This window comes from Delftia sp. WSY_12 (genome assembly GCF_043104645.1).
Taxonomy (GTDB): domain Bacteria; phylum Pseudomonadota; class Gammaproteobacteria; order Burkholderiales; family Burkholderiaceae_C; genus Comamonas; species Comamonas tsuruhatensis.
This window is the reverse complement of record NZ_JBICKW010000015.1, coordinates 159,983-185,515: the sequence shown is the minus strand read 5'-3', so window position 1 is coordinate 185,515 and position 25,533 is coordinate 159,983. Positions and strand designations below refer to the sequence as shown.

The 25,533-nt window shown below is 65.6% G+C and carries 21 protein-coding genes; 14 read left to right on the top strand and 7 right to left on the bottom strand.

What is annotated here, in order from left to right:
- Window positions 1-106: 106 nt before the first annotated feature.
- The 11 genes from ACF8LI_RS09320 (at window position 107) to ACF8LI_RS09270 (ending at window position 13,571) form a co-directional block, all read left to right on the top strand.
- Window positions 107-1,753 carry an ABC transporter permease gene (locus ACF8LI_RS09320; protein WP_392412438.1) on the top strand — a complete coding sequence of 549 codons (1,647 nt, stop codon included), beginning with the start codon at window positions 107-109 and terminating at the stop codon, window positions 1,751-1,753.
- Window positions 1,754-1,810: 57 nt separating this feature from the next.
- Entirely contained in the window at window positions 1,811-2,719 is a 909-nt protein-coding gene (locus ACF8LI_RS09315; RefSeq protein WP_012203519.1) for a LysR family transcriptional regulator, read from the top strand.
- Window positions 2,720-2,830: 111 nt separating this feature from the next.
- Entirely contained in the window at window positions 2,831-4,216 is a 1,386-nt protein-coding gene (locus ACF8LI_RS09310) for an 8-oxoguanine deaminase (RefSeq protein ID WP_392412436.1), read from the top strand.
- A gap of 206 nt (window positions 4,217-4,422) precedes the next feature.
- Window positions 4,423-5,739: a nucleobase:cation symporter-2 family protein gene (locus tag ACF8LI_RS09305; RefSeq protein ID WP_013804016.1), complete on the top strand. Its 1,317-nt coding sequence runs from the start codon at window positions 4,423-4,425 to the stop codon at window positions 5,737-5,739.
- A 31-nt stretch (window positions 5,740-5,770) separates the two neighbouring features.
- A complete protein-coding gene (gene arsC / locus ACF8LI_RS09300; protein WP_016447918.1) occupies window positions 5,771-6,139 on the top strand; it encodes an arsenate reductase (glutaredoxin) in 369 nt (122 codons plus the stop codon).
- Window positions 6,140-6,234: 95 nt separating this feature from the next.
- Window positions 6,235-7,788, top strand: coding sequence for a Do family serine endopeptidase (locus ACF8LI_RS09295; RefSeq protein ID WP_392412434.1), 1,554 nt, complete (start codon window positions 6,235-6,237; stop codon window positions 7,786-7,788).
- A 311-nt stretch (window positions 7,789-8,099) separates the two neighbouring features.
- Window positions 8,100-9,611 (top strand): ATP-binding cassette domain-containing protein, encoded by a 1,512-nt coding sequence (locus ACF8LI_RS09290; RefSeq protein ID WP_392453850.1) that lies wholly within the window; start codon window positions 8,100-8,102, stop codon window positions 9,609-9,611.
- A 35-nt stretch (window positions 9,612-9,646) separates the two neighbouring features.
- Window positions 9,647-10,051, top strand: coding sequence for a hypothetical protein (locus ACF8LI_RS09285; RefSeq protein ID WP_012203525.1), 405 nt, complete (start codon window positions 9,647-9,649; stop codon window positions 10,049-10,051).
- Window positions 10,052-10,248: 197 nt separating this feature from the next.
- Entirely contained in the window at window positions 10,249-10,923 is a 675-nt protein-coding gene (locus ACF8LI_RS09280) for a response regulator transcription factor (protein ID WP_017405435.1), read from the top strand.
- A complete protein-coding gene (locus ACF8LI_RS09275) occupies window positions 10,920-12,371 on the top strand; it encodes an ATP-binding protein (protein ID WP_392412430.1) in 1,452 nt (483 codons plus the stop codon). Before ACF8LI_RS09280 ends, ACF8LI_RS09275 begins: the two co-directional genes overlap by 4 nt.
- Before the next feature lie 168 nt (window positions 12,372-12,539).
- Entirely contained in the window at window positions 12,540-13,571 is a 1,032-nt protein-coding gene (locus tag ACF8LI_RS09270; protein ID WP_016453209.1) for a sensor domain-containing diguanylate cyclase, read from the top strand.
- Between the two features lie 100 nt (window positions 13,572-13,671).
- On the opposite strand, the gene ACF8LI_RS09265 is transcribed toward ACF8LI_RS09270, so the two are convergent.
- The gene (locus ACF8LI_RS09265; RefSeq protein WP_016447912.1) at window positions 13,672-15,279 is read right to left on the bottom strand and encodes a methyl-accepting chemotaxis protein; all 1,608 of its coding nucleotides are present in this window, start codon (window positions 15,277-15,279) and stop codon (window positions 13,672-13,674) included.
- Between the two features lie 486 nt (window positions 15,280-15,765).
- On the opposite strand from ACF8LI_RS09265, the gene ACF8LI_RS09260 reads away from it, so the two are divergent.
- Entirely contained in the window at window positions 15,766-16,299 is a 534-nt protein-coding gene (locus ACF8LI_RS09260; RefSeq protein ID WP_065346315.1) for a DUF2939 domain-containing protein, read from the top strand.
- Between the two features lie 32 nt (window positions 16,300-16,331).
- Here the strand turns inward: ACF8LI_RS09260 and ACF8LI_RS09255 are convergent, their stop codons facing one another.
- Window positions 16,332-16,556 (bottom strand): hypothetical protein, encoded by a 225-nt coding sequence (locus ACF8LI_RS09255; RefSeq protein WP_026062392.1) that lies wholly within the window; start codon window positions 16,554-16,556, stop codon window positions 16,332-16,334.
- 23 nt (window positions 16,557-16,579) lie between these two features.
- Window positions 16,580-17,203: a glutathione transferase gene (gene yfcF, locus ACF8LI_RS09250; protein ID WP_047217497.1), complete on the bottom strand. Its 624-nt coding sequence runs from the start codon at window positions 17,201-17,203 to the stop codon at window positions 16,580-16,582.
- Between the two features lie 707 nt (window positions 17,204-17,910).
- Here yfcF and ACF8LI_RS09245 point away from each other — a divergent pair.
- Window positions 17,911-18,549, top strand: coding sequence for a hypothetical protein (locus ACF8LI_RS09245; protein ID WP_392412426.1), 639 nt, complete (start codon window positions 17,911-17,913; stop codon window positions 18,547-18,549).
- 407 nt (window positions 18,550-18,956) lie between these two features.
- Here the strand turns inward: ACF8LI_RS09245 and ACF8LI_RS09240 are convergent, their stop codons facing one another.
- Window positions 18,957-19,649 carry a hypothetical protein gene (locus ACF8LI_RS09240; protein ID WP_392412424.1) on the bottom strand — a complete coding sequence of 231 codons (693 nt, stop codon included), beginning with the start codon at window positions 19,647-19,649 and terminating at the stop codon, window positions 18,957-18,959.
- Between the two features lie 189 nt (window positions 19,650-19,838).
- Between ACF8LI_RS09240 and ACF8LI_RS09235 the strand changes: the two genes are divergently transcribed.
- On the top strand, window positions 19,839-20,291 hold the full coding sequence (locus tag ACF8LI_RS09235; RefSeq protein WP_223275114.1) for a helix-turn-helix domain-containing protein: 453 nt from the start codon (window positions 19,839-19,841) through the stop codon (window positions 20,289-20,291).
- A gap of 19 nt (window positions 20,292-20,310) precedes the next feature.
- Here ACF8LI_RS09235 and ACF8LI_RS09230 read toward each other — a convergent pair whose 3' ends face one another.
- From ACF8LI_RS09230 to ACF8LI_RS09220, 3 genes are all read right to left on the bottom strand, one after another.
- The gene (locus ACF8LI_RS09230; protein ID WP_046987306.1) at window positions 20,311-21,069 is read right to left on the bottom strand and encodes a DUF2182 domain-containing protein; all 759 of its coding nucleotides are present in this window, start codon (window positions 21,067-21,069) and stop codon (window positions 20,311-20,313) included.
- 9 nt (window positions 21,070-21,078) lie between these two features.
- Window positions 21,079-22,575, bottom strand: a complete 1,497-nt coding sequence (locus ACF8LI_RS09225; RefSeq protein ID WP_392412423.1) for a tyrosinase family protein — start codon at window positions 22,573-22,575, stop codon at window positions 21,079-21,081.
- A gap of 331 nt (window positions 22,576-22,906) precedes the next feature.
- Window positions 22,907-24,976: an IPTL-CTERM sorting domain-containing protein gene (locus ACF8LI_RS09220; RefSeq protein ID WP_236884701.1), complete on the bottom strand. Its 2,070-nt coding sequence runs from the start codon at window positions 24,974-24,976 to the stop codon at window positions 22,907-22,909.
- Window positions 24,977-25,533 lie beyond the last annotated feature (557 nt).

The following is a 25,533-nucleotide window of genomic DNA, read 5'->3' as shown; positions in this document are numbered from 1 at the left end:
CTCGGCGGCACCTCGGCCCACAGGCCGGTGGCTGCCGCGGAGCCCGGCCCGTTCCATAGCCCGGCAGCCAGATCCTCACCCTCATCCTCTAGCCGAGACCTCCGCTTTGCGCCGTCTGTCGTCCGTACTCCGCTCCCTTCCCCTGCTCCTGCTGGCCCTGGTGCTGATGCTGCCCGTGCTGGCCGTGCTCGGCTCCTGGCTGCCTCTGGGGCAGGGCGATGCCCTGGCCGGCTCCATCCTGCGCGAGATGGCGGCCACCGTGCTGCCCGGCTATCTGTGGACCACGGTCTGGCTGGGCCTGCTGGTGGCGCTGGGCGCGGCCATCGTGGGCACGGGCACGGCGGCGGCCGTGACGCTGTTCGACTTCCGGGGCCGGCGTCAGCTGGAATGGCTGCTGCTGCTGCCGCTGGCCATGCCGGCCTATGTCACTGCCTATGCCTATACCGACTTCCTGCAGTTCAGCGGCCCGCTGCAGACCTGGCTGCGCGACACCTATGGCCTGGAAGGCCGGCTCCTGCCCGAGGTGCGCAGCCTCGGCGGCGCGGTCTGGGTCTTCATCTTCTCGCTCTACCCGTATGTCTACCTGCTGGCGCGCACCGCGCTGGGCGAGCGCGCCGCGCACCTGATGGAGGCCGCGCGCCTGATGGGTGCGCCGCTGTCGCGGCGCATCTGGTCGGTGGCGCTGCCGCTGGCGCGCCCGGCCGTGGCCGCTGGCGTGGCCCTGGTGGTGATGGAGACGCTGGCCGACTTCGGCGTGGTCAGCTATTTCGGCATACAGACCTTCACCACGGGCATCTACAAGGCCTGGCTGTCCATGGACAACCGCATTGCCGCCGCGCAGCTGGCCACCTTCCTGCTGGTGCTGGTGGTGCTGCTGCTGCAGCTGGAGCTGCGCGCGCAGCGGCGCATGCGCTTCGTCACCGGCGGCGCGGGCCGTGCCGGCTCGGCCGAGGCGCAGCCGCTGCGCCTGCGCGGCTGGCGCTGCGCGCTGGCCTGGCTGGTGTGCCTGCTGCCCGTGCTCATGGGCTTTGTGGCGCCCGTGTTCTTCATGCTGCGCCCGCTGGCGGCCGACTGGTCGGTGCTGCCCTGGGACCGCTTCCTCGACTGGGCGCTCAACAGCGTGCGCCTGGGCGCCATCACCTCGGTGCTGGCCGTCATCATCGCCGTGGCCCTGGCGTTTGCCGTGCGCCGCCACAAGGAGTCGGCCGTCACGCGCGGCGTGGTGCAACTGGCCAGCCTGGGCTATGCGGTGCCGGGCGCCGTGGTCGTCGTCGGCCTGCTGCTGCCCGTGGGCTGGGTGCAGCAGGTGCGGCCCGAATGGGGTTTTGCCGGCCTGGTCACGGCCACCGCCGTGGGCATTGTCTGGGCCTACCTGGTGCGCTTTTGCGCCGTGGCCCTGCAGTCCATGCAAAGCGGCTATGCGCGCATCGCGCCCAGCCTGGACGACTCGGCCCGCATGCTGGGCACGGGCGCCTGGGGCGTGCTGTCGCGCGTGCACTGGCCGCTGCTCAGGCGCTCCACGGCAGCGGCGGCGCTGCTGGTCTTCGTCGATGTGATGAAGGAGCTGCCCGCCACCATGGTGCTGCGCCCCTTCAACAGCGATACCCTGGCCGTCGTGGCCTACCAGCTCGCGCGCGACGAACGCCTGGGCGAGGCCGCCCTGCCGTCGCTGGCCCTGGTGCTGGTGGGCCTGATCCCCGTGATCATGCTCAGCCGCACGCTGCGCGCCGAGCGCCCGGACACGGCCCGCTGAGCCTGCGCTGCCGGGTGCTGCAAAGCGCGGCCCGGCAAACCCCGCTACGCTCGCGCCATGCACGCCAGAGTCCTGCGCTATCTCGACGAAGTGGTCCGCCGCGGTTCCATCCGCAAGGCGGCCGAACATCTGCACGTGGCCCCCACGGCCGTCAACCGCCAGATCCTCGACCTGGAGGCCGAGCTGGGCACGCCCCTGTTCGAGCGCATCCACAAGCGCCTGCGCCTCACCCCGACGGGCGAGATGGTGCTGGCCCATGTGCGCGCCACGCTGCGCGAGCATGCGGCGCTGCGCGAGCGCATTGCCGAACTGCAGGGCGCGCGCAGCGGCGAGATCACCGTGGCCGCGACCACGGGGCTGGCCGGCTCGCTGCTGCCCTCGCTGGTGCATGAATTCCGCCAGCGCCACCCGGGCATCGTGGTGCGCATCATCGACCTGCCCCTGAGCGACATCGCGGCCGCCGTGGAAGGCGGCGACGCCGACCTGGGCCTGGCCTACGACCTGTCCGAACGCCCCGCGCTGCGCGCGCTGGCCACCAGCGAATGGCAGATCGGCGCCATCGTGCCGCCCCGGCATGCGCTGGCGCGCCAATCGTCCGTGCTGCTCAGCGAGTGCATAGGCCATCCGCTCATCCTGCCCGCGCCGCCGCTGTCCATCCGCAGCCTGCTGGACGAAGCCTTTGCGCGCAACGCCATCGAGGTCACGCCCGTGGCCGAGTCCACCTCCATGGCGCTGATCCAGCGCCTGGTCATGCTGGGCGAGGGCATTGCCCTGCTCAATCCGCTGGACGTGATGGAGGAGCGCAGCCGCAATGCCCTGGTCTTCGTGCCTTTGCGCGATGCGCATCTGCGGCGGCAGACGCTGGTGCTGACCGGCCGGGCCAGGGGGCAGTTGAGCGCGGCGGGCGAGCTGATGGCCCAGTCCATCGGCCAGGCGCTGGCAAGGCTGTTTGCCGGGGGGCGGTGAGTCTTAGCACTTGTCCACTTTTTGTGGACACATCGGGCGGAATTCAGCGCTATCGGCAATGGCTTGTCCTTCCTAGACTGGCGGCTTTTCCATTTCGAAGAAGAGAACGCCATGACCTTGATCGCACTGAACGCCGATGTACTCGTCACCATGGATGCGCAGCGCCGCGAGATCCGCGACGGCGCCCTGGTGGCCGACGGCCCGGCCGTGCAATGGGTGGGCGCCACGGCCGATCTGCCGCCGCAGTACCGCCGCATGGTGGACGACGGCACGGCCCAGGTGCTGGACATGCGCGGCCGCGTGGTGATGCCGGGCCTGGTCAACACGCACCACCACATGTACCAGAGCCTCACGCGCGCCGTGCCTGCCGCGCAGGATGCGGAGCTGTTCTCGTGGCTCACCAACCTGTACATGCTGTGGTCGCACCTCACGCCGGAGATGATCCACGTCTCCACCCAGACCGCCATGGCCGAGCTGATGCTGTCGGGCTGCACCACCACCAGCGACCACCTGTACCTGTATCCGAATGGCGCTCGGCTGGATGACTCCATCGCCGCGGCGCAGCAGGTTGGCATGCGCTTTCATGCGGCGCGCGGCTCCATGAGCCTGGGCCGCAGCAAGGGCGGCCTGCCGCCCGACGCGGTGGTGGAGGAAGAGGAAGCCATCCTGCGCGACAGCCTGCGCCTGATCCAGCAGTACCACGACAGCGCACGCCACTCCATGCTGCGCGTGGTGCTGGCGCCATGCTCGCCGTTCTCGGTGACGCGCGAGCTGATGCGCGAGTCCGCCGTGCTGGCGCGTGCGCACGGCGTGTCGCTGCACACCCACCTGGCCGAGAACGACAACGACGTCGCCTTCTCTCGCGAGAAATTCGGCCTCACTCCCGCGCAGTACGCAGAAAGCCTGTGCTGGGTCGGCCCCGATGTCTGGCATGCCCACTGCGTCAAGCTCGATGCTGAGGGCATTGCGCTGTTCGCGCGCACGGGCACGGGCGTGGCGCATTGCCCGTGCTCCAACATGCGCCTGGCCTCGGGCATCGCACCCGTGCGCACCATGCGCGATGCGGGCGTGCCCGTGGGCCTGGGCGTGGACGGCAGCGCCTCCAACGACGGCGCCCACATGCTGGGCGAGGCGCGCCAGGCCCTGCTGCTGCAGCGCGTGGGCCACGGCCCTGCCGCCATGGGCGCGCGCGAGGCGCTGGAGATCGCCACGCTGGGCGGCGCGCGCGTGCTGGGGCGCGACGACATCGGCGCGCTGGCGCCGGGCATGTCGGCCGACTTCGTGGCCTTCGACATGTCGGGCGTGGGCTACGCGGGCGCAGGCCATGACCCCGTGGCCGCGCTGGTGTTCTGCACGCCCACCGACGTGTCCACCAGCGTCATCAACGGCCGTGTCGTGGTCCGCGACGGGCTGCTGCTCACCGCCGACCTGCCGCGCGTGCTGACCCGCCACCGCGAGCTGGCCCGCACGCTGTTCGAGCGCGCAGCGGGCCACTGACATCTCCCTGCAGCGCGGCAGGCCGGCACCCAGGCCATCGCGGGTGCCGACCTGCCGCGCTGCGCCATTTCCCCGAAGCATCTCCAGGAGGCTCGAAGACCCGGACAGCACTTTCAGGACCCCCACCCTTTTCCGGCACCACTGCCCCGACATACATACAAGCGCCTCTGAAGAGGCCAACGGCCAGGACACAAGGAGACAAGACAATGGAACAACTGCTTTACAAGGTGGAAGACCGACCGCCAATGCTCATCACCACGGTGCTTCTGTCGCTGCAGCACCTGCTGGCGGCGCTGGGCGGCATCATCGCCGTGCCCCTGGTCTTCGGCGGGGCGCTCAAGCTGCCGGCCGACCAGATCGTGGCGCTGGTGAATGCAGCGCTGCTGGGCTCGGGCGTGGTCACCATCGTCCAGTGCAGGGGGGTGGGGCCCGTGGGCATACGGCTGCCCTGCGTCATGGGCACCAGCTTCGCCTTCGTGGGCGCGGGCATCAGCGTGGGGCTGGAGCATGGCGTGGCCGGCATCCTGGGCTCCTCGCTGGTAGGGTCGCTGGTGATGATCGTGGGCAGCTACTTCATGCCCGTGATCCGCCGCTTCTTCCCGCACACCGTGACCAGCGTGGTCGTGACCATGATCGGCCTGTCGCTGACCCCCGTCGCCGTGGACTGGGCTGCGGGCGGCGTGGGCCGCAGCGACTACGGCGCGATCGGCCACCTGGCCATCGCCGGCTTCGTACTGGTGCTGGTGATCGGCTTCGTGCAGTGGGGCAGGGGCATCGTCTCTGCCTCGGCCGTGGTGCTGGGCATCGCCTGCGGCTATGTGCTGTGCCTGGCGCTGGGCCTGATCGACTTCACCCAGGTGAGCGAGGCCGCGGTCTTCGCCATCCCGCAGCCGCTGACCTTCGGCATGACGTTCCCGGTGGCCGGCATCGTCGCCATGTCCATCGCCTTTCTGGTGACCATCGTCGAGACCACGGGCACCTTCATGGCCCTGGGCGCGGCCACGCAGACGCGCATCGACGGCAAGCGCCTGTCCAGCGGCATGCTGTGCGACGGCGTGGGCTCGGCCTTTGCCGCCGTGATGTCCAGCCCTCCGCTGTCCACCTTCGCCCAGAACGTGGGCGTGGTCTCGCTGACCGGCGTGGCCAGCCGCCACGTGGTCATGCTGACGGGCGTCATGCTGCTGCTGGCCGGCCTCTTTCCCGTGCTGGGCGCACTGGTGGTGACGATTCCGCAGCCCGTGCTCGGCGGCGCGGGGCTGATGATGTTTGCCATGATCATTTCTGCCGGCATCCGCATGCTCAGCGGCGCCGAGCACTCGCGGCGTGCCAGCCTGATCATCGCGGTCTCGCTGGGCTGCGGCCTGGCGGTCACGGTGCGCCCGGACCTGCTGGCCCGCATGCCTGCCTTCGTGCGCGAAGTCTTCGGCTCGGGCATTACCGTCGGCGCCCTGGTCGCGGTGGGGCTGAACCTGCTGCTGCCCGGCCGCGAGGTCGATGCCCATCCCGAGGAAGCCGTGGCCTGAGGCGCATTTTCATGGGCCTACACTGCGGCCCATGAACACCACCGCCCCCCGCACCGACATCACCATCTACCACAACAACCGCTGCAGCAACTCGCGCGGCGCGCTGGCCCTGCTGCGCGACAACGGCATAGAGCCGACCATCGTCGACTACATCGCCCAGCCCCTGGACGCTGAGCAACTGCAGGCCCTGGTCCGGCAGCTGGGCATGCCCGTGCGCGAGCTGCTGCGCAGCAAGGAAGCCGTCTTCGCCGAGCTGGGCCTGGGCGATGCATTGGCCAGCGATGCGCAGTTGCTCGCCGCCGTGGCCGAGCACCCGGTGCTGCTCAACCGCCCCATCGTCGTCACGCCCAAGGGCGCGGCGCTGTGCCGCCCGCCGGAGAAGGTGCTGGCACTGATCTGAGATGCACGGCGAGGCTTCTAAGCCTCGCCTAAGTCTGCCCCTTCAGACTTCTCCCCAACGCAGCAAGGAACGCTGCTTTTGAGGAAAGGTCTGCCATGAACAAGATTCTGTCGACTCCCCGCCCTCTGGTGCTGGCCCTGGTGGCCGCAGGTGCCATCGGCGCCCTGGGCGCCACGGGCGCCGGTCTGGTTGGTGTGGTGCATGGCGATGCGCGTGCCGCCACGTCGCTGTTTGCGCCTGCAGCACAGCCTGCTTCTGCCGCTTCTCCAGCTTCTCCCGCCGGCGCCGTGGCGGCGCCCAACTTTGCCGACATCACGGCGCGCAATGGCGCGGCCGTGGTCAACATCAGCGTGGTCGGCAGCTCGCGTGCCATGGGCGAGGACGGCGACGAGGCCGCAGCGCGCCAGGGGCAGCAGGGCGTGCCGGGCATGGACCCCAACGATCCGTTCTTTGAATTCTTCCGCCGCTTCGGCGTGCCCGGCATGCCGGGCATGGGCCAGGGCCAGCCCCAGCGCGACGTGCCCACGCGCGGCGAAGGCTCGGGCTTCATCGTCTCCAGCGACGGCCTGATCCTGACCAACGCCCACGTGGTGCGCGGCGCCAAGGAAGTGACCGTCAAGCTGACCGACCGGCGCGAGTTCAGCGCCAAGGTGCTGGGCGCCGATCCCAAGACCGACGTGGCCGTGCTGCGCATCGAGGCGAAGAACCTGCCCACGGTGTCGCTGGGCAAGACGGCCGATCTGCGCGTGGGCGACTGGGTGCTGGCCATCGGCTCGCCCTTCGGCTTCGAGAGCAGCGTGACGGCCGGCGTGGTCAGCGCCAAGGGCCGCACCCTGCCGGACGACTCCTTCGTGCCCTTCCTGCAGACCGACGTGGCCATCAACCCCGGCAACTCGGGCGGCCCGCTGTTCAATGCGCGCGGCGAGGTGGTGGGCATCAACAGCCAGATCTACTCGCGTTCGGGCGGCTACCAGGGCGTGTCCTTCGCCATTCCCATCGAGGTGGCCACGCGCGTGCAGCAGCAGATCGTGGCCACGGGCAAGGTGCAGCATGCGCGGCTGGGCGTGGCCGTGCAGGAGGTGAACCAGGCCTTTGCCGATTCCTTCAAGCTCGACCGTCCCGAAGGCGCCCTGGTGTCCAGCGTGGACAAGAACGGCCCTGCCGCCAAGGCGGGACTGGAGCCCGGCGACGTGGTGCGCAAGATCGATGGCCAGCCCATCGTGGGCTCGGGTGATCTGCCGGCCTTTGTGGGCCAGGCGCTGCCGGGCCAGAAGGTCACGCTGGAGATATGGCGCAACGGCGAGGCCCGCACGCTCAGCGCCGTGCTGGGCGATGCCAGCGACAAGGCCGCCAAGGTGGCCAAGGACAAGCCCGACGCCGGCAAGGGCAAGCTGGGCCTGGCCCTGCGCCCGCTGCAGCCCGAGGAAAAGCAGCAGATCGGCGTGAAGGACGGCCTGGTCGTTGCCGACGCCGCAGGCCCGGCGGCCGAGGCCGGCATCACGCAGGGCGATGTGCTGCTGTCCATCAATGGCTCGCCTGCCGGTGATATCGAGGCCGTGCGCGCCGCCATGGCCAAGGCCGGCAAGACCGTGGCCGTGCTGATTTGGCGCGATGGCAACAGGATATTTGTTCCCGTACGTCTCGGGTAAGCGAAAGGAGGTAAGGGACTGAAAAGCACCTGCACACTGAATTGATCGCACAGCCCCGGCACGAATGTGCCGGGGCTTATTGCATGGGGAATTCAACCGGCCAGTGGCTGGCTATTCCTGCATTCGTGCGGCAATGTGATGGTTGTATTCTGTGAATTCGCGTCCTTTTGCGTTAGCGGTGTTTCAAATTGTGACGATTTGAGATAGAGCGAATACGCTTAGACTGCCGGCCCATCCAGGCGGGCGTGCACCGTTCTGGTTTCAGGAAGAAGCGCCCGCAAGGGCCCATGGCAAAACAGGAAGGGCATGCTTTGAAGCAGGACTACAGCTTGCAGGCGGCGGGTTTGGGCGCATCGTTCGGCGCGCGCGTCATCCTGGCTGAGGTGGACTTCACGCTGCCCACCCACGGCATCACGGCCCTGCTGGGCCCCAGCGGCTCGGGCAAGTCCACGCTGCTGCGCACGCTGGCCGATCTCAATGCCGCCAATCCGCGCTTTCGCCGCTGGGGCAGCGTGCGCTACGCGGGCCAGGAATGGACCGGCGCCATGCAGGCGCCGCGCCTGGTGCAGCAGCAGGCCCGGCTGATGATGGCCAGCACCTTCGACGCCATCGTCGAGCTGGCCCGGCCCCGCCTCAAGCTCGTGCCGCATGCGCTGCGCGACTGGTGCCGCGTGCAGGTGCAGGCCTTCGGCTTTCCCGAGCTTGCGCTGATGTTCGACCAGCCGGCGCTGCAGCTGTCCCCCGTGCAGCAGCGTGCCGTGGCCATCCTGCGCGAAGCGCTGGCCGAGCCGGCCCTGTTGATGGTGGACGAGCCCACGGCAGAGCTTGAGGGCTACGAGGCCTTCGTGCTGCTGGAGCTGCTGCGCCAGGTGGCCCAGCGCACGGCCGTGCTGATGAGCACGCACCACCAGCAGCACGCACAGGCCGTGGCGCAGGACATGCTGCTGCTGGCCGGCGGCCGCATTGCCGAGGCGCAATCCATGGAGGCCTTCCAGCGTGCGCCGCTGTCGCTGGCGGGCCAGCAGTTCCTGCGCACCGGCAGCTGTGCCGTGGCCTCGCCCGATGCGCGGGCCGAAGACCTGGAGGAGGGCGTGCCCCTGCCTCCTCCGCTGCCTGCAGCGGCCGTGGCCGCGATCTCCGAATTCCTGTCGGACGCAGTGGCCGCCGAGCCTGCATCCGAACCCATGCCTGTACCTGCATCTGCGCCCGCGCCTGCACCCGGGCCTGCGCCGATACCAGCACCCGCGCCCGCACCGGCACCCGCTGCCGCAGCCCGGCCGCGCGCCGTCAATCCCTCCGTGCTGGTGGACTGGCAGCCGCTGGTGGCCGACCCGCAGGCCGTGCCGGCCAGCCGTGGCCCCAGCGGCTTTGCCTGGCTGGTGCCGGGCCGGCTGGCGGGCGCGCCGCAACCGGGCGTGGTGCAGTCCATGGACTTCGACCTGAAGGCCCTGCGCGGCTGCGGCGTCACCGTGCTGATCACGCTGACCGAAAACGACCTGCCGCAGGAGCCGCTGCAGCGCCATGGCCTGCGCAACCTGCACCTGCCGGTGCGGGACCACGAATCACCGTCGGTGGCCCAGATCCAGATGCTGCTGGCGCGCATGTCGGCCATGCTGCGCGCGGGCGAGGTGCTGGCCGTGCACTGCCTGGCCGGCCTGGGCCGCACGGGCACGGTGCTGGCCGCATGGCTGGTGCGCGAGGGCCTCACCGCCGACGAGGCGCTGCGCCGCGTGCGCCTCATCGATGCCCAGTACGTGCAGTCCCAGGCCCAGGAGGACCTGCTGTATGCGTACGAAGTGGCACTGCTGCTGAAGATGGGCTGACCGATCACATCCATTCACAAAAAAGGAAAGCTGCAATGAGCCTGGATAACGTTTTGAGCGAGGTGGCCGGTTCGGTGCCCGAATGTCTGGCCATCGGCTATGTGGATGCCGCCTCCGGCATGCTGCTGGCCATCCGCACGGTGGACTCGCATCCGCGCGAAGTCATCGATCTCGTGGCCGCTGCCACGGCCGACCTGTTCAACGGCCCCAACGTCTCGATGATCGAGAGCCTGTTCAAGAAGTCGCGCGGCCTCAAGGACGACGGCCACCACTACTTCCAGGAACTCATCGTCAACAGCGACAACCTCATCCACGTCTTCCTGCGCGGCAAGCTCATGCCCGACTACGTGGCCGTCTTCGTCTGCCGGCGCACGGCCAACCTGGGCATGGCGCTGACCAAGGCCCGCATGGCCATGCCGAAGATTGAAGCGGCGGTGTGACCGCCGCTCACCCCCTGAGTCGCTGCGCGCCTTCCCCCTCTCTAATCGCTTCGCGAAGGAGGGGGACGACAGCCTCGCGGCGGGGCGGCGCGGCCGGCTTAGGCCCTTGCTCGCTGTCCCTGACGTTTGAGCGCGCCAGTTTCGGGCGGCATGTGCCTCAGAACTGAGCCAGCCGTCCAGGGAGCTATTCTTCTGCCATGCGCTTACTGCTTGTCGAAGATGACGCCATGATCGGCGAGGCCGTGCAGACCCTGCTGCGCGGCGAGGGCCATGCGGTGGACTGGGTCCGTGACGGCCTGCAGGCCGATGCGGCCCTGTGCCCCGGCCCGGGTGGCGGCCATGGCTATGACATGGTGCTGCTGGACCTGGGCCTGCCGGGGCAGGACGGTTTGCAGGTGCTGCGCCGCCTGCGCGGGCGCCGCGACCGCACGCCGGTGCTGGTGGCCACGGCGCGCGATGCCGTGCGCGACCGCATTGCCGGGCTGGATGCGGGGGCCGACGACTACGTGGTCAAACCCTATGACCTGGACGAGCTGCTCGCGCGGCTGCGTGCGCTGGCGCGCCGGGCGTCGGGCGCAATGGATCCGCTGTACGAGCGCGAAGGCGTGCGGCTCAATCCCGCCACGCGCGAGGCCAGTGTCGAGGGGCGCGACGTGGTGCTCTCGGGCCGCGAATGGGCGGTGCTGGAGACGCTGCTGGCGCGCCCGGGCAGCACGCTGTCGCGCCAGCAGATCGAGGACAAGCTCTACGGCTGGGGCGACGAGGTCAGCAGCAACGCCATCGAGGTCTACATCCACGGCCTGCGCAAGAAGCTGGGCGCGGGGCTGATCCTCAATGTGCGCGGCGTGGGCTACATGGTGCCCAAGCCATGACGGCGCCGGCTTCCTCTGTCATCGCCCGGCTGCGCGGCCGCCTGCCCGGCGCACTGGGCACGCGGCTGCTCATGTTCCTGGGCGCGGCCATCGTGCTCACGGCGCTGCTGCAGGGCCTGCTGGCCTACCGCAACGCGCTGCTGCAGACCGACACCCTGTTCGACTACCAGATGCAGCAGACCGCCTTCGCGCTGCGCGCCGGCCTGCCGGTGGATGCGCGCGGCAGGCCCCAGGGCACGCCGCCCGAGGATGAGAACCACGAATTCATCGTCCAGGTCTGGACCAACGAGGGCCTGCGCATTTTCGAGTCCGCGCTGGGTGCGGCATTGCCGCAGATGGCCGTGCTGGGCTTTGCCGATGTGCCCGCGCGCGGCACCGTCTACCGCGTGTTCTCGCTGCAGACGCGCTCGCAGGTGATCCAGGTGGCGCAGGACATGCGCGTGCGCCGCACGCTGGCGCGCGATGCCGCCTGGCAAAGCCTGCTGCCCATCGCCTTGCTGGCGCCCGTGCTGGCGCTGGCCGTGTGGTGGGTGGTGCGCAGTTCGCTGGCGCCCGTGCAGCGCGTGCGCCGCGAGCTGGCCGCGCGCCGCCCGCAGGACCTGGCCCCCGTGCCTGCCGAGGGCCTGCCCGACGAGGTGCGGCCCCTGGTGGCCGAGCTCAACGCGCTGCTGCAGCGCGTGGGCCAGGCCTTCGAGGCGCAGCAGCACTTCGTGGCGGACGCCGCGCACGAGCTGCGCTCTCCGCTGGCCGCGCTCAAGCTGCAACTGGTGGCCTTGCAGCGCGCGCCCGATGAGGCCGCGCATGACGAGGCCGTGCAGCGTCTTTCGGCCGGCATAGACAGGGCCACACGGCTCGTCGAACAATTGTTGACATTGGCGCGGCAGGAAGCCCAAGGCACGGTACAAGGCACGGCCCCCGGCGTGCAAGGCATGCAGGGCCGGCACGACGCTGCCACGGCCGCACCTGCCGACGTGGACCTGCGCGAGGTGGTGGAGCAGGCCCTGGCAGACCAGGCCGTGGCCGCCCAGCAGCATGGCCTGGACATGGGCCTGAGCGAGTCCCCGCAACTGCGGCAGTCCTTTGCCGTGGCGGGCGACGCACAGTCCTTGCAGATGCTGGTGCGCAACCTGCTGGACAACGCCGTCAAGTACGTTCCGCAAGGCGGCCGCGTCGATGTCGGCTGGCGCAGCGATGCCCAGGGCCGCGCGCTGGTGGTCGAGGACTCGGGCCCCGGCATTGCCGAAAGCGAGCGCGAACTGGTGCTGCGGCGCTTTGTGCGCGGGCCTTCAGCGGCTTCTGCGGGCCAGCAGGCGCAGGGCAGCGGACTGGGCCTGGCCATCGTGCAGACCATTGCCCAGCGGCATGGAGCACGCCTGCTGCTCGACCGCTCGCCCACGCTGGGCGGCCTGCGCGTGCAGGTGATATGGCCGCCTGTGTCGGCCTGCTGACAGCGGCGCGTGGCGCGCAGGCTTATCGGCCTGCAGCGCGGCCGGGATGCTTCCCGCCTGCGTCTGGCCGGGTCACAATCCCCAAATTGGTGCCGGCCCGCCTGCCTTCCCATTCCCTCATCAGGCGCGCGGGCAGTCTGCTTCCGTCGTCATTTCGAGAGGTATTTCATGGAGTCCCTTGTCCAGCGCCTGTCCCAGTCCGTGACCCAGGCGCATTCTCTGGAAGAGTTGACGCGGCCCCTGCTGCAAATGCTCGAAGAGAGTACGCATCTGGAGTCCACCTATCTCACCACCATCAACGAAGAACAGGGCCAGCAGCGCGTGCTGTACGCGCGCAACGCGAGCGAGATGCAGATTCCCGAAGGCCTGGTCGTCCCCTGGGGCGACACGCTGTGCAAGCGCGCCCTGGACGAAGGCCGCATGTACACGCCCGATGTCGGTGCCTGCTGGGGCGACTCCGAGGCCGCGCGTGAACTGGGCATTCGCACCTACGCCAGCGCCCCGGTACGCTTTTCCGACGGCCAGCTCTACGGCACGCTGTGCGCGGCCAGCAAGACCTCCCAGGCGTTGAGCACCGAGGCCCAGGGCCTGCTGCGCCTGTTCGCCAACCTCATCGCCGAGCGCGTGGAGCGCGAGCAGCTCATCACCAGCCTGAGCAAGGCCAACCAGGAGCTGGCGGCACTGGCCTTGCTGGACCCGCTGACCGGCCTGCCCAACCGGCGCTGCCTCACCGACGAGCTGGGCCGGCTCATTGCACGCTGCGCACGCAGCCAGGAATGCGTGGTGGTGGGCTTCATCGACCTGGACCGCTTCAAGAACGTGAACGACGAGCACGGCCACGAGGCCGGCGACGCACTGCTGCGCGCCATGGGAGAGCGCCTGTCCTCCCATCTGCGCAGCGCCGACATGCTGGCGCGCTTCGGCGGTGACGAGTTCGTCTTCATCGGCGTGGGCCCGCTGTTTGGCAGCGAGGCCGACGCCGTATCGCGCGACCTGCAGCAGCGCCTGTCGGAGGCCTCGGTCATGAAGGTCGAGCTGCCCGATGGCAAGACGCTGGACTACGGCGGCGCCAGCGTGGGCGTGGTCTGCCTGCGGCCGGACTCCATTGACGCCGACGACGCGCTGCAAAAGGCCGATGCGGCCATGTACCGCGTCAAGATGGCGCGCAGCCGCGGCGCCAGGGGCACCGCGCTGCATTGAGCCAGCCGCAGGCACTGGCCCGGCGGCCAGGGCCTGTTGCTGCCTTGCTCTGGCCTGTCTGGCGGCTTCTCGCGCGCGCTCTTTCTTGTTTCTTTCCGTCTCAGCCTGCTGCCAGCATGGGCTGCCTGCGCTGCAGCTCCACGGCGGCATGCTGATGGCCGCTTGCCGCCTCCAGCTTGAAGGCGCCCACCGTGCGCACCAGGTCGCCGGCCTGACCGCGCAGGCTGGAGGCCGCGGCGGCCATCTCCTCCACCAGTGCCGAGTTCTGCTGGGTGGCCTGGTCCATCTGCGTGACCGCCTGGCCGATCTGGGCCACGCCCGAGCTTTGCTCGGAACTGGCGGCGCTGATCTCGCCCATCAGGTCCGTCACGCGGCGTATGGCGTCCACCACCTCGGCCATGGTCGTGCCGGCCTGGTCGGCCAGCGCGCTGCCGTTGTGCACGCGGCTGGTGCTGTCGGTGATGAGCTGCTTGATCTGCTTGGCGGCCTCGGCACTGCGGCTGGCCAGGCCGCGCACCTCGGTGGCCACCACGGCAAAGCCTCGGCCCTGTTCGCCGGCGCGTGCCGCTTCCACGGCCGCGTTCAACGCCAGGATGTTGGTCTGGAAGGCAATGCCATCGATCACGTTGATGATGTCGGCGATCTGCCGGCTCGATTCGCTGATGCCGCGCATGGTATCGACCACCTGCCGCACGACTTCGCCGCCCTGCTCGGCCACGGTGGAGGCGCCCAGGGCCAGCTGGTTGGCCATCTGCGCGTTGTCGGCGTTCTGGCGCACGGTGGAGCTGAGCTGCTCCATGGAGGCTGCCGTCTGCTGCAGCGCGCTGGCCTGGCTTTCGGTGCGCGAGGACAGGTCCTGGTTGGCCTGCGCGATCTGCCCGCTGGCCGCCGCCACGCTGACCGATCCCTGGTGCACCTGGCGCACCACGCCGCGCAGCCCCTCCTGCATGGTCTGCAGCGCGCGCAGCAGCATGGACACCTCGTCCTTGCCGCGCACATCGATGTGCCGCGTCAAATCGCCTGCCGCCACGGCATCGGCCGTATGGATGGCCTGTCGCAGCGACCGCGCCATGTTGCGGATGATGGACCAGCCCAGCAGCACTCCCAGCAGCACGCCCCCGATGATGGAGCCCACGGCCACCGCAAAAATCACCTGGTACAGCGATTGCGCGGCCTCGTATTCCTCCTTGGCGACGCGGGTCTGCAGCGCGGTCAGCTGCACGATCACATCACGCAGCGGCGCGTACAGCGCCTCGTCCTTGTCGATCAGCAGCTGCCGGGCCAGCTCCAGGTCACCGGACAGCAGCGCCTGCTGGGCCGGCTTCAGAAAGCCCTGCAGGAACAGCGCGCGCACGGCCTCGAAGCGGTCGGCCAGCTGCGCCTCTTCCTCTGTCATCCGGGTCTGGCGGAACGAGGCCCAGGCCTTGTTCACGTCGTTGATGTTGGTCTGTATCTCCTGCTGCTTTTGCTGCGTGTATTCGGGCAGGTGCACGGCAATGGCGCCCGAGACCGCATTGCGGTTGCGCAGCAGAAGGCGCTGCACTTCCAGCAGATCGCCCAGTGCGACCAGGCGCTCTTCATAGACCACCTTGAATCGGCGGTTGGACTCGCTGATTCCATATAGCCCGAAAGCGCCGATCACGATCATGAGCAGTGAGAGAAAACCAATCAAGGCGGTCAGGCGAGTCGATAACTTGAAATTATTCATACTGCGTCCTTTGCATGCATTGCGGATGGTTGGTGGGTACTTGCGTTGTCAGGCCGCCCCGTGATGGCTCGCATCTCTCACAACGGACTCGGTAATGAAAATGAGATTTCATTAACGGAAAATGCCCGGTCTGCACAAATGCTCACAGGCATCCGGAAACGGCGATGCTGGCTTGCCGTGGCCTGCGTGGCCAATGGCGATCCATGTTGTATTGGTTTGTAAACTATTTGTTACAAACTATAGTATGAATCGAATGCTCCAGGCAATACCAGTTTTTCAGGTATTGGCCTTGGCCTGATAGGGGCTCTCTGCGTATTGCTTCGCTATTGTTTCGCTATGAAAAATACAGGCGGCAACGGCCCTGGCAATGGCTGCGGCGCCGAACGGCCCGCCTAGAATCCGCCTTTATGCGCTGTGCATGCGCGGTTTAAGCGCGTTCATCCGCGCTTGCGCGAGGCCCCTGGCCTGCCTTCACGAAAGAGATCCATGAAACCCAAAACCCTTGCCCGCGCGCTGGCCGCCCTCTGCGTGGCTGCGGCCGGACTGCTCTACGCATCGCCCTACATCGCCCTGCACCAGATCGGCAAGGCCGTGGAGCGCCGCGACGCCCAGGCCCTGTCCGGCTACGTGGACTTCCCTGCGCTGCGCGAAAGCATCAAGGGCCAGATGATGGCCAGGCTGCAGTCCCAGATGGGCGGCTCGGGCGACAGCGCCTCCAACCCCCTGGCCGGCTTTGGCCAGCAACTGGCCCAGGGCCTGGTCAGCCAGTTCACCGAGGCGCTGGTCTCGCCCGACGGCGTCATGCTCATGCTGGAAAAAGGCAAGCCCGGCAAACCTACGGACGTGGCCGCCGCAGGCGTGGGCGTGGACACCCAGGGCGGGCCGCCGCGCAAGGACTACTCCGTGGAGTACCAGGGCTGGTCCAAGGTCTTCGTGCACCCGCGCGGCGAGCCGGGCGGCTTTATCTTCAGGCGCGAAGGCCTGATGGGGTGGAAGCTGGTGGCCGTGAAGATGGATTGAGGGGCGCGGGCAGGCGCCAGCACCCTGGCGCCTCAGCCTTGATGCAGCACCTTCATCACATGGCGCTTGCCCAGCCGCAGCGCACGGGCATCGGCCTCCTGCCGCGTGTCGCAGCCCTGGTCTTCGGTGACCGCTCCCAGGGCCTTGCCGCTGGCCACCTCCAGCAGCGTGGCGCGGGGCAGCCAGGCGCCGGGCGTGACATCGCTGGGCAGTGATGCTGGCGTGATCCGCACGCCCATGTAGAGAAGACTGTCCATGGCCTGCCAATATCCCGGGGGGCTCAGCCTGCCAGCGGCGGGCGCGGCAGGGCCAGCCACTGCTGGATGGCGGGGTGCTGCCACTGCCGGCGCGCATAGGCGGCCAGCAGCGCAGGCACGGCGTCGCCGTTGAGCACCAAGCGGTTGAGCATCAGCGCAAGGTCCACATCGGCAATCGACCATGGGCCGGCGATGTGGTCGCCCTCCGAGCGGATGAAGGCTCCGGCCACCGAAAACAGCTTGCGCGCCGCCGCCTGGCCCGCATCCGACAGCGGCGTGGGCGTGGGGCGGTAGAACACCACCTCGGTGCTGCGCTCCGAGCGCAAGGCCATCAGATCGCTGCGCAGCCAGGCCTGGACCTGGCGCACACGGGCGCGCGCCTGCGCATCCTGGGGGTAGAGCGGTGCGCCGCCAAAGCGGTCCTGCAGGTACTCGCAAATCGCCGAAGACTCCGACAGGCTGAAATCGCCGTCCACCAGCGTGGGCACCCGTGCCGTGAGCGATGCCGCCACATAGTCCGCCCCGGTGTTCTGTCCCGCCGAAAGGTCCAGCGTGCGCAGCTCGAAGTCAATCCCCTTGACCTTCAGCGACACGAACACGGACAGGGCATAGGGAGAGGCGAATTGCGAATCGGCGTACAGCAGCATGAGGGCCTTTCAGGGGGACTGCATCGGTGATTGGGGCACTGATGGTAGCTGAGCACTCGGGGCCTATGGCCCGAGTAGGCAGTCTGCCTCACCTTGTGACTCCGATTGTCCAAGTCAGCCTCGCCGACTGGCCCACGCCATGAACTTTGCCAACCGGTGGGCACTGTACATGGATCGGCAGCATCGGTCAGAAGGTTAAGGGTCCTCTGCACAGATCAAAAACGATCTGCTACGCACCATTCATCACAACACTGTCCAGACAGCCAGTCGCCTGTAAGTCGTTGCGATTGCAACGATAGATAGTTCATGCCTGAAGTTGGCTGTCACAGAAAAAGTCGATTTTTGCAGAGGATTCCTAAGAAAATTCTTAAACTATCGATAGCCTGTTTGCACGCATTTATTGCATCTATAGAATTTCCCTATAACATTGGGCCAGCCCCTAAAAATCAGTAGCCGTACGCTGACTCCAGCTGCGCCGGTCCGCTCTTGGCGGATGGTCACGCCAGAACAATGCCGCCCACCTTTGGAGTTGGGTTTTTGGTGCTTTTGATTATCCAGTTCTCAGCTTTTCCCAAGCTGGAGTTTTAGGATTCAATTGATTGGACCATGTTCCCTCTCGAAGGCTGCTTGGCGCAAGTTGAGCAACTCGCCTATATTAAATCAATAGGCGATATTTCTATGGTTCTTAATCTTTCTGGGGGAGAATTATGAAAAGTTTACTTGTTTTTTTCTTTGTAGTATTGAGTGCGATTTTTCCTGATACCGTCCTGGCGAATGAAGAGGTCGTGCAGGTAAAAATATCTACTCATTTCAAGGGTGAGGTGGTTAAAAGGAGTGCCGTCGTGGGTTTGGGTGATTCAATAAAGCTCACATCCAGTCAAGAAGGAATGATTGTTGCTATAGAATATGTGATAAAAAATATTCAAGTGAATAATTTGAAGAAATATAGCTTATCTGCGACTTTATACTCTGGTGTAGAGGGTGGTGAAACTTGGTTGTCCAAGCGCGATATTTTTGCAGTTGTGGAAAAATCAGTTCCTGCCTTTTTCAGACTTGACGAAGCATCTGACGAGATGCAGGTGGAGGTAACCATAGCTGACATCCAGGACGAAGAGGGATACTTGAAAAATATGCCTAGAAAAACCTGCGATTTGAGCTTGGAAAGTCCTATTGTCCTGAAATCTCAGAGTGCATCAGGAACGTATGGCTGCTGCGATATTCGTTGCCAATCTCTTAATGGAACCTGTTGTGGCGCAATTATGTGCTGTCTCAGGGATCCCGATAGCTATCCAGTTTGGCAAAATGATATTGCGCATGATTGCTGCTGTTATCCACCTCAATATTAAGCAAAGATAGCATAAGGAACTCATTTACCGTCCAGCACGAGCGCCCCGAACCAACCCTCGCCGCCCGCCTGTACCAAGAGTTCCAGTGCTTGAACTTCACCGAATGGCCCACAAAGCCGGCCAGGACCAACGGACCCTGAAGCAGTCCGAGTCCGGCGACCTTGTCCCTGACGCCACGGCGTTGTAGCAACTGCACCTTGCTGGAGTCGATATTGGCTAGGTGCTGTTGTCTCTGCGCTCCGCCACGCCCGACGCCGATATGCAGACGCGGCTTGCGCGTGGCGAGGCCTTTGTGGGTCGGTGTGGCGTGGCAGGCCTCGCAGGCGCAGGACACGCGGCTGGGCGAAGTGCGCGAGGCCGTGCTGCGGCTGGAGAACGTGGTCGTTCAGGGCTGATCCGCACCCGGTTCACCCCGGGCGGCCCATGCCGCCTTCAAAGACATCGCGCACGTCACGAAAGGTCTGTGAACCCCATTCATCACGGTGCTCGCCATGCAGGGCGGCCGCCACGTAAACGATCTCCGACAACTGCGAGATGCGTGCTGCCATGCCGTGCGCCACGATATGGCTCTCCGTGTTCTGGTAGTCGCCCATTTGCATCAGCACCTGCGCCAACTGCTGGACCTCGTAGTTGGCCTCGCGGGCCAGTTCGCGCCACTGCGATGGCGTTGCGCCGGTGTCCCGCCTCGCTTGCAATTCGTACAGCGTGGTGCGCGGAAACACGATCCCGTCCACCGGCGTCTCTGATATCTGCGCCAGCGCCTGGGCCGCTACTGCCAGCAGGCGGGTGCGTGGGCCTGACTCCGCATCGCCGGGCACCAGCCGCGCCGAATTGATGCAGGCGGCCACGTCAAACGCCGTGTTCTGCAGATCGCACGTCGAGCCGGGCTGCGCCGCGTGGCGTGCCACATCGCTGGCGATGCGCAGCAGGCGGTCGGATTCCCCGCTGTGCCGGTGCTTCTCGTCGGTCATCGCGGCCTGCGTGAGTGCTTCAGCGGCCTGCAGGAACAGCGCGCGGTCCGCCTTGGCGAGTTTCTTGCGCGATGGTTTTGCGGCGGCATGCTTCATGGACCTCCTTCGAGCAACGTACAGGCGCAGCAAAGGAGCCGCCTGAGGGGTCAGGTAGTATTTGGCGCTTGTAGTGACAACGCTCCATAGGCTATCAAACGAAAATTTGATCGTCAATAGTTTATATAAAAAATGTTTGACTTCTCTGCGCGCCTGACGGAGGAAAGAAATAGGCTGGGCCTGAGCCAAGAGGCGTTTGGCGCTATCGCGGGAGTGTCAAAGATGTCCCAACTCAACTATGAGAAGGGCGTCAGAAAGCCTGATGCGGGTTACCTCATGGCTGTCGCCGAGCAGGGAGTGGACGTCGCCTACCTGCTGACAGGTCAACGTTTGTTTGACCCGAACGCCATCCAGCACGAGCGCCCCGAACCCACCCTCGCGGCCCGCCTGCAACAGGAGCGCCAGCGCCTGAACCTCAGCGAAGCCGAACTCGCCCGCAAGGCCGGCCAAGCCAAACAGGTCCTGCAGCAATTCGAGTCCGGCGCCCTCGTCCCCGACGCCACGGCGCTGCAGCAATTGCACCTTGCCGGCGTCGATATCGGCTACGTGCTGCTGTCCCTGCGCTCCCATGCGCCCGACGCCGATGTGCAGGCACTGCTGGCGCATTACGGCAAGGCGACGGACGCCGGGCGCGCGCTGGTGCGAGGGGTGGCGGAGCTGGCCGGGCGGGGGTGAGGCTCACCCTCCACAGGGTTCAGTGTCTTGTCGCCCGGCCCAGCGACGTGCGCGGCTTGCCGTGCAGAAGGCGCCGCAGGACATAGGGCAGGCGCCAGGCGGGCCGCAGCGATGGGCCTGTGCGCTCCACAAAGAGCAAAACGGCAGCAACAGCCATGGCCGGCAGGTGCCAGGCCGCGGGAAAGGCGAAGGGCGCCAGCATCCACGGCCAGCATGCCGTGGCGCATGCCACGCCGGTTCGCAGTCCGTGCTGCAGGCTGTCCCGGTTGGCCGTGGGGCCGCTGGCGGCCACGGGGTACAGCCTGTGGCAGGCATTGTGGGCGCGCGTTCCTGCGGGCGATGAACTCCACAGGACCGCCACGGCAATGCAGGCAAGAATGAGCGCGGGATGCGCGGCTGCGTGCAAGAGGGCGGCAAGCGGCACCATGACCAGGCCGGCCGCCACCCACACCAGCGCATAGCCCGCAAGCAGCAGGCCCGCCGCCAGCAGGCGCCGGCGGGCCACGCTCGATCGCATGGCGTGGCGCACCTGCCGCAGTGCCAGCAGCGGCATCATGGCCAGAACCATGGCCAGCCATGCCACACCGAGGATGCCGAGCGTGTGCCCGTCCAGCACCAGCGGCGACAGGTCGGCCAGCGTGACCGAGGACAGCGAGCCGCACAGCGACAGGCCGGGCGTGGCAGGCGGGCTGATGGCCAGGCTGATGAAGCCTGCCCCCGACACGGCCATCAGTGCTGGCGCGGGAGCGGTCCGCAGGTCTCTCAGCAGCGCGTCCATACGCGGGCCTTAGCGGGTGGCGTCCTGTGCGACCACGCTCACGCGGTCCACGGTGATTTCGCGCCCGGGGTCGGCTTCGGGCTGTTCGATGGCCACGTTCAACTGGTCCAGACTGCCGCCTGCGTCCAGGATGGCCTGCGTGGCATCGGTGATGTCGATGGTGGCGCCCAGTCCGTTGCCTCCATGCGGTCCGTCGCTGGCCGAGGCCTTGGCCAATCCGAACAGGGCGACGGTGTCTGCATGCCGCGCTGCCGCCCCGGGCGAGCCGATGGAGACCGTCAGCACGCCGCTGGGCGCATTGCCGCGAATGCCTTCCAGGTGAAGAAAGTAGCGCTGTGGCCGCGGCAGCGCGGCGCCTGCCTGCAGCAACTCGACCTTTGCGGCACCGGGGTCCGCGATCGATACGGTGGTCAGCCGCGGCGTGCGGCCCACGATGACCCGCTCCGCATTGGAGCCCAGTACACGCGGCGCGGGCGGCGGAACCGTCGAGAATTCTGCGGGCATGTCGATCTCCTGCGGTGTGAGGCCTGCCGTGCTGGCCGTGAGCGTGGCGGCGCCCGTGCCGCTGGTCAGATTGTCATAGTCAGGGGCCAGCGCACCGCCCGGCAGGGTTTCACCCGGATCATAGGAGGCCAGCTTTCCTTCGGTGTCCGGCATGACGAAGCCGCGGCCGGCAGGGCCGTTGCTCCAGGCGGCGCTGTTGTCCTGGATGTTGCCGGGCTGGGTCAGCCAGGCGGCCCAAAGCCGGTCCACATTGCAATGGTGCACCCAGAAAATCGGGTCCAGGGCGGCATAGTCGGGGTCTGACATGAATCCATAGGGCTCCTGCAGTCCGCCGACCATGATGTGAACCAGATTGTGCGGATTGGATTCAATGGCGCCAGTGTCGCTGCCGTCATGGGAAAAGGCGGTGATGCCACCGCCGTATTCCAAGGTGCCGGGAGCGCTGGTGAAGCGGTGGTAGTCCTGGCAACCCAGCGTGATATCACGGGGAATGTCAGGCGTTGGTCCCAGGCGCTTTGACCCATTGCGCCTGGCCTTGGCCAGGAAATTGGGAGAACCATCCGGCAATTTCTCTTCCAGGAAAGCCTGGGGTATGTTGCGTGCGGCCTGATTGCTGGAATTCAGGTAGTTCCAATAGGGAAGCGCCCAGTCCGCAGGGCCGCCAAGCTCCTTGACGGTCTTCGCCACAATGGCTTCGAATGCGGCGAGATAGCCGCGATGCCAGGGAAGAAAGTACCAGGTGCCATGCTGGCATTGGTCCCACATCTCCTCGGTTTCGGATGTGGGTGGCAAAGGGTCCTTGGCCGAAAGCACGCCGGCACTGATCCAGCCGCTCTTGTTGATGCCATGAATGGCGGCAAGATATCTCCAGCTGGTCCTGTCCGTAATGGGAAGAGAGTAAAGGTGCCCCACGGCTTTGGAATACCAGATCAGCGTTTCATTCCAGACAGTTCCACCTTGATTGACATCACGACGAATTCCAGTCATTGCGTTCTCCTCCATGAAAGTTGGAGACTGGAGTGTATGAAGGCGGATTTTATTTTGCAAGGAATTGTTTTGTTTTATTGTGTCGGGTAGGGCATTTCAATTGATATTGAGATCGCATTCACATTGCGATCATCTCAATGGGATTGAATTGAGGATTTCCAGTATTGACCCATGGTAGGCATTGAGTCAGCTGACGGTGACGATTTTTTGTGTTGGAGCCGGGTTCTGGGTTCTTGCCATGGAGCTATCAAGGAAATGCATTGAGGGACGGCAGAGAGCGGTAAGCCCGGTTGCTCGTTTCGCGGCCGGTGAAATGAAAAAAGCCACCCGAAGGTGGCTTTTGTTTTCAGCCCTGGCGGCGGCGCATTCTTGCGATGCCGAACATGGCCAGAAGGGACGACAGCGCAATGATGCCCCATTCAGACAGGGTGGGAATCGCCGCAGTGCTGGCGGGTGCTGCCAGCAGTGCAAAGCCTCCCGGATCCTGGATGGATTGGTTGGCTATGCCGTCGTTGTCGCCGAGTCCGCCGTCGGTCAGCGTCAACGTGGCGCTCAGCCGGTCCGATGCCAGCACAGCACGGTTGGCAGGCAGTTGGTACCAGTGTGGTTGAGCACATGCTGCGCCTTGGCAGTTGAAACCATCAGGGCTGGGGCCGTACTTCATGTATACCGCGCCTGCAGGCACCGGTGTGCTGAAGTTCAGGGTGACGGTTGCATCGCTGCCCAGGTTGCCGCTGCTGAGATTCAGCGAGAGCAGTCCGGAGGGGAAAGTCACGCCTTGCGGAGCGGTCGCGGGTGGCGTGGTGCTGAAGCTGGCGTTGCTCACCTGCCAACCGTTGGCTGTCTGCAGTGCGACCATTGCCTTGCTGCCTCCAGCGGTGGACCAGGGGGCTTCGCAGCTGTTGGCGCTGCCGCCGTTCAAGCCCTGGCACTGCCAGGTGTATTTGCCACTGGCGCTGGAGATCGCCGTAGCCGTGCCCGCGCTGCACAGGCCCGCTGCAGGGGCCAATGCCGTGGCTTGGCCCGCCGCCGTGCCACAAGCGCCAGCGACTGGCACCTGTACATCAACGTTGTGCACGGTTCCTGTCGCGAAGCCCCCTGCAATGGGCTTGGCTGCTGCGGTGCTCTCGATGCCGGTGCCGCTGCTGTTGAGGTCCAGGCGCAGGCTGCCCGTGCCGCTGATGGCAGTGACGGGTACAGTCCATGTGATGCCGTTGTCGGCACTGGATGGCGTGCCCATCGTGCCGGTGGCGGTGCCTGTAGTGGTCAGCGCGAAATCGGTGCCATCCACTCCGTTGACCGCTTCGCTGAAGGTCACTGCGAAATTGATGCTTGTGGCGCTGGCTGATGGTGTGCCCTGCGGGGCAATCGATGCCACCGAGGGTCCACCCGGCGTGGCACTGGCGACGACGTTGCCGAGGAAGTCACCCCAGATCCAGAAAGAAGAGGCGCCGGCTGCGGCAGATATCGTCTTGGTTTCCGTATCGGTGGCGACATCAATGACATGGACTGTGCCATTCGATGTAATGGCATACAACGCCGCATCGTTTGCCGAGATACCAAGCCCTGTAATGGTAGATGCTGGACCGTTCAGTGTGATCGAGGTTTGCGTTGAGGTGTTAGCAGTGTCAACGATGTGGAGTACATTATTTCCTCCTCCGACATACAGCTTGCTGCCATTTTTGCGTACTGCGACTTTACTAGCGGCACCTTGAAGTCCAGTTATTGGTATTTGAGTAACCGAATTATCCGATAAGTTAAGCAGATAAACAATTGGGGCTGAATTGTTGGAAGCGTAAAGCTTTCCGCTGCCTGTGGGGTCATAAGCTAACCCATAACCATTAGTGGTGGTATTTGGGAACGTGGACAACGTGTTAGTTGCTGTGTCCAGTTTTTGGATTACCCCAGAATCGCACCGTACGTAAAGCGATGCGCCATCAGCGCTTAGTGCAGAGGCGATGGTCTGGCATCCGGTGCTCAGGCTGTTCGTTATCTGTTTTGTGGTGGCGTCAATGACATGCAGCTTTTGACCGGAGTAGTCACTGACATAAGCTATTGCGCCATTTAAAGAAAAAGTTATGGCTACAGAGCCTCCAGTACCATTGATTACTGTCTTCAGTGTGTTGTTTGTCGTGTCAATGACGCCTAGTTTGTTGTTTGACAGATATTGCCCGAACCACGACTCATTGTTGGCGCCTGGTCGCAATGCAAGAGTGTAGATGTTATTATTTAACGTTGCGTCCATGCTTGCTGGACTTAATGTGGTGGAAAGTTCGCCAGTCGCGGTATTGATGACCGAAATTGTTCTGCTGCCTGAATTGGGAATGTAGGCGTAATCGGCGGCGCTTACGGCACAGGCAATGAGTGAGAGCGAAGCGGCGGCGAGGACGTGCTGCAAAGAACGGCGCTGAATCATGTGTGGACACCTTTGAGGAAAACCCCTGAAAGCTTGCAATGCACGCCTTGAGGATTGGGGAGGCTGGAAAGAAGACCTGCTTAGACCGGAGGTTTGGGCCTTGGTCTCATAGTGAGACTTTTGCTACAAATTAGAACAAAAAGAAACATTCTGAATCTGAGCAAGTCTGAGCAGATCGCGTTACCAGGCGCGTCATCAGGGGGTGCTGGGGTAGGAGAGAGTCCCCCCCAGTTGTTGTGTTTTTGCTGCAGGTGCAGGGTCCTGCGGCCATTGAGTCTCCATGCTGCGGCAGTCGGGCAAAGGCTCCATCCAATTCATGCCAAACCGCAAGCGACTCAGTCCGCGTGCTTGATGGGTGCGCCGAGGCTGCAGCAGCTCGTCAGCCTGTGCTATCGGTTCCGTACATAGACTGGCTCTGGACGATCGCCCCGAACGGGAGCGGGGCGAATCGCGATCTATGACGGTGTGCGATGCAAAAAAGCCCCTCAACACCCTATCCGGTGTCGAGGGGCTCTTGTCGTTTCTGCACTGTTCATGTCCCCGGTATGTCACCAGAC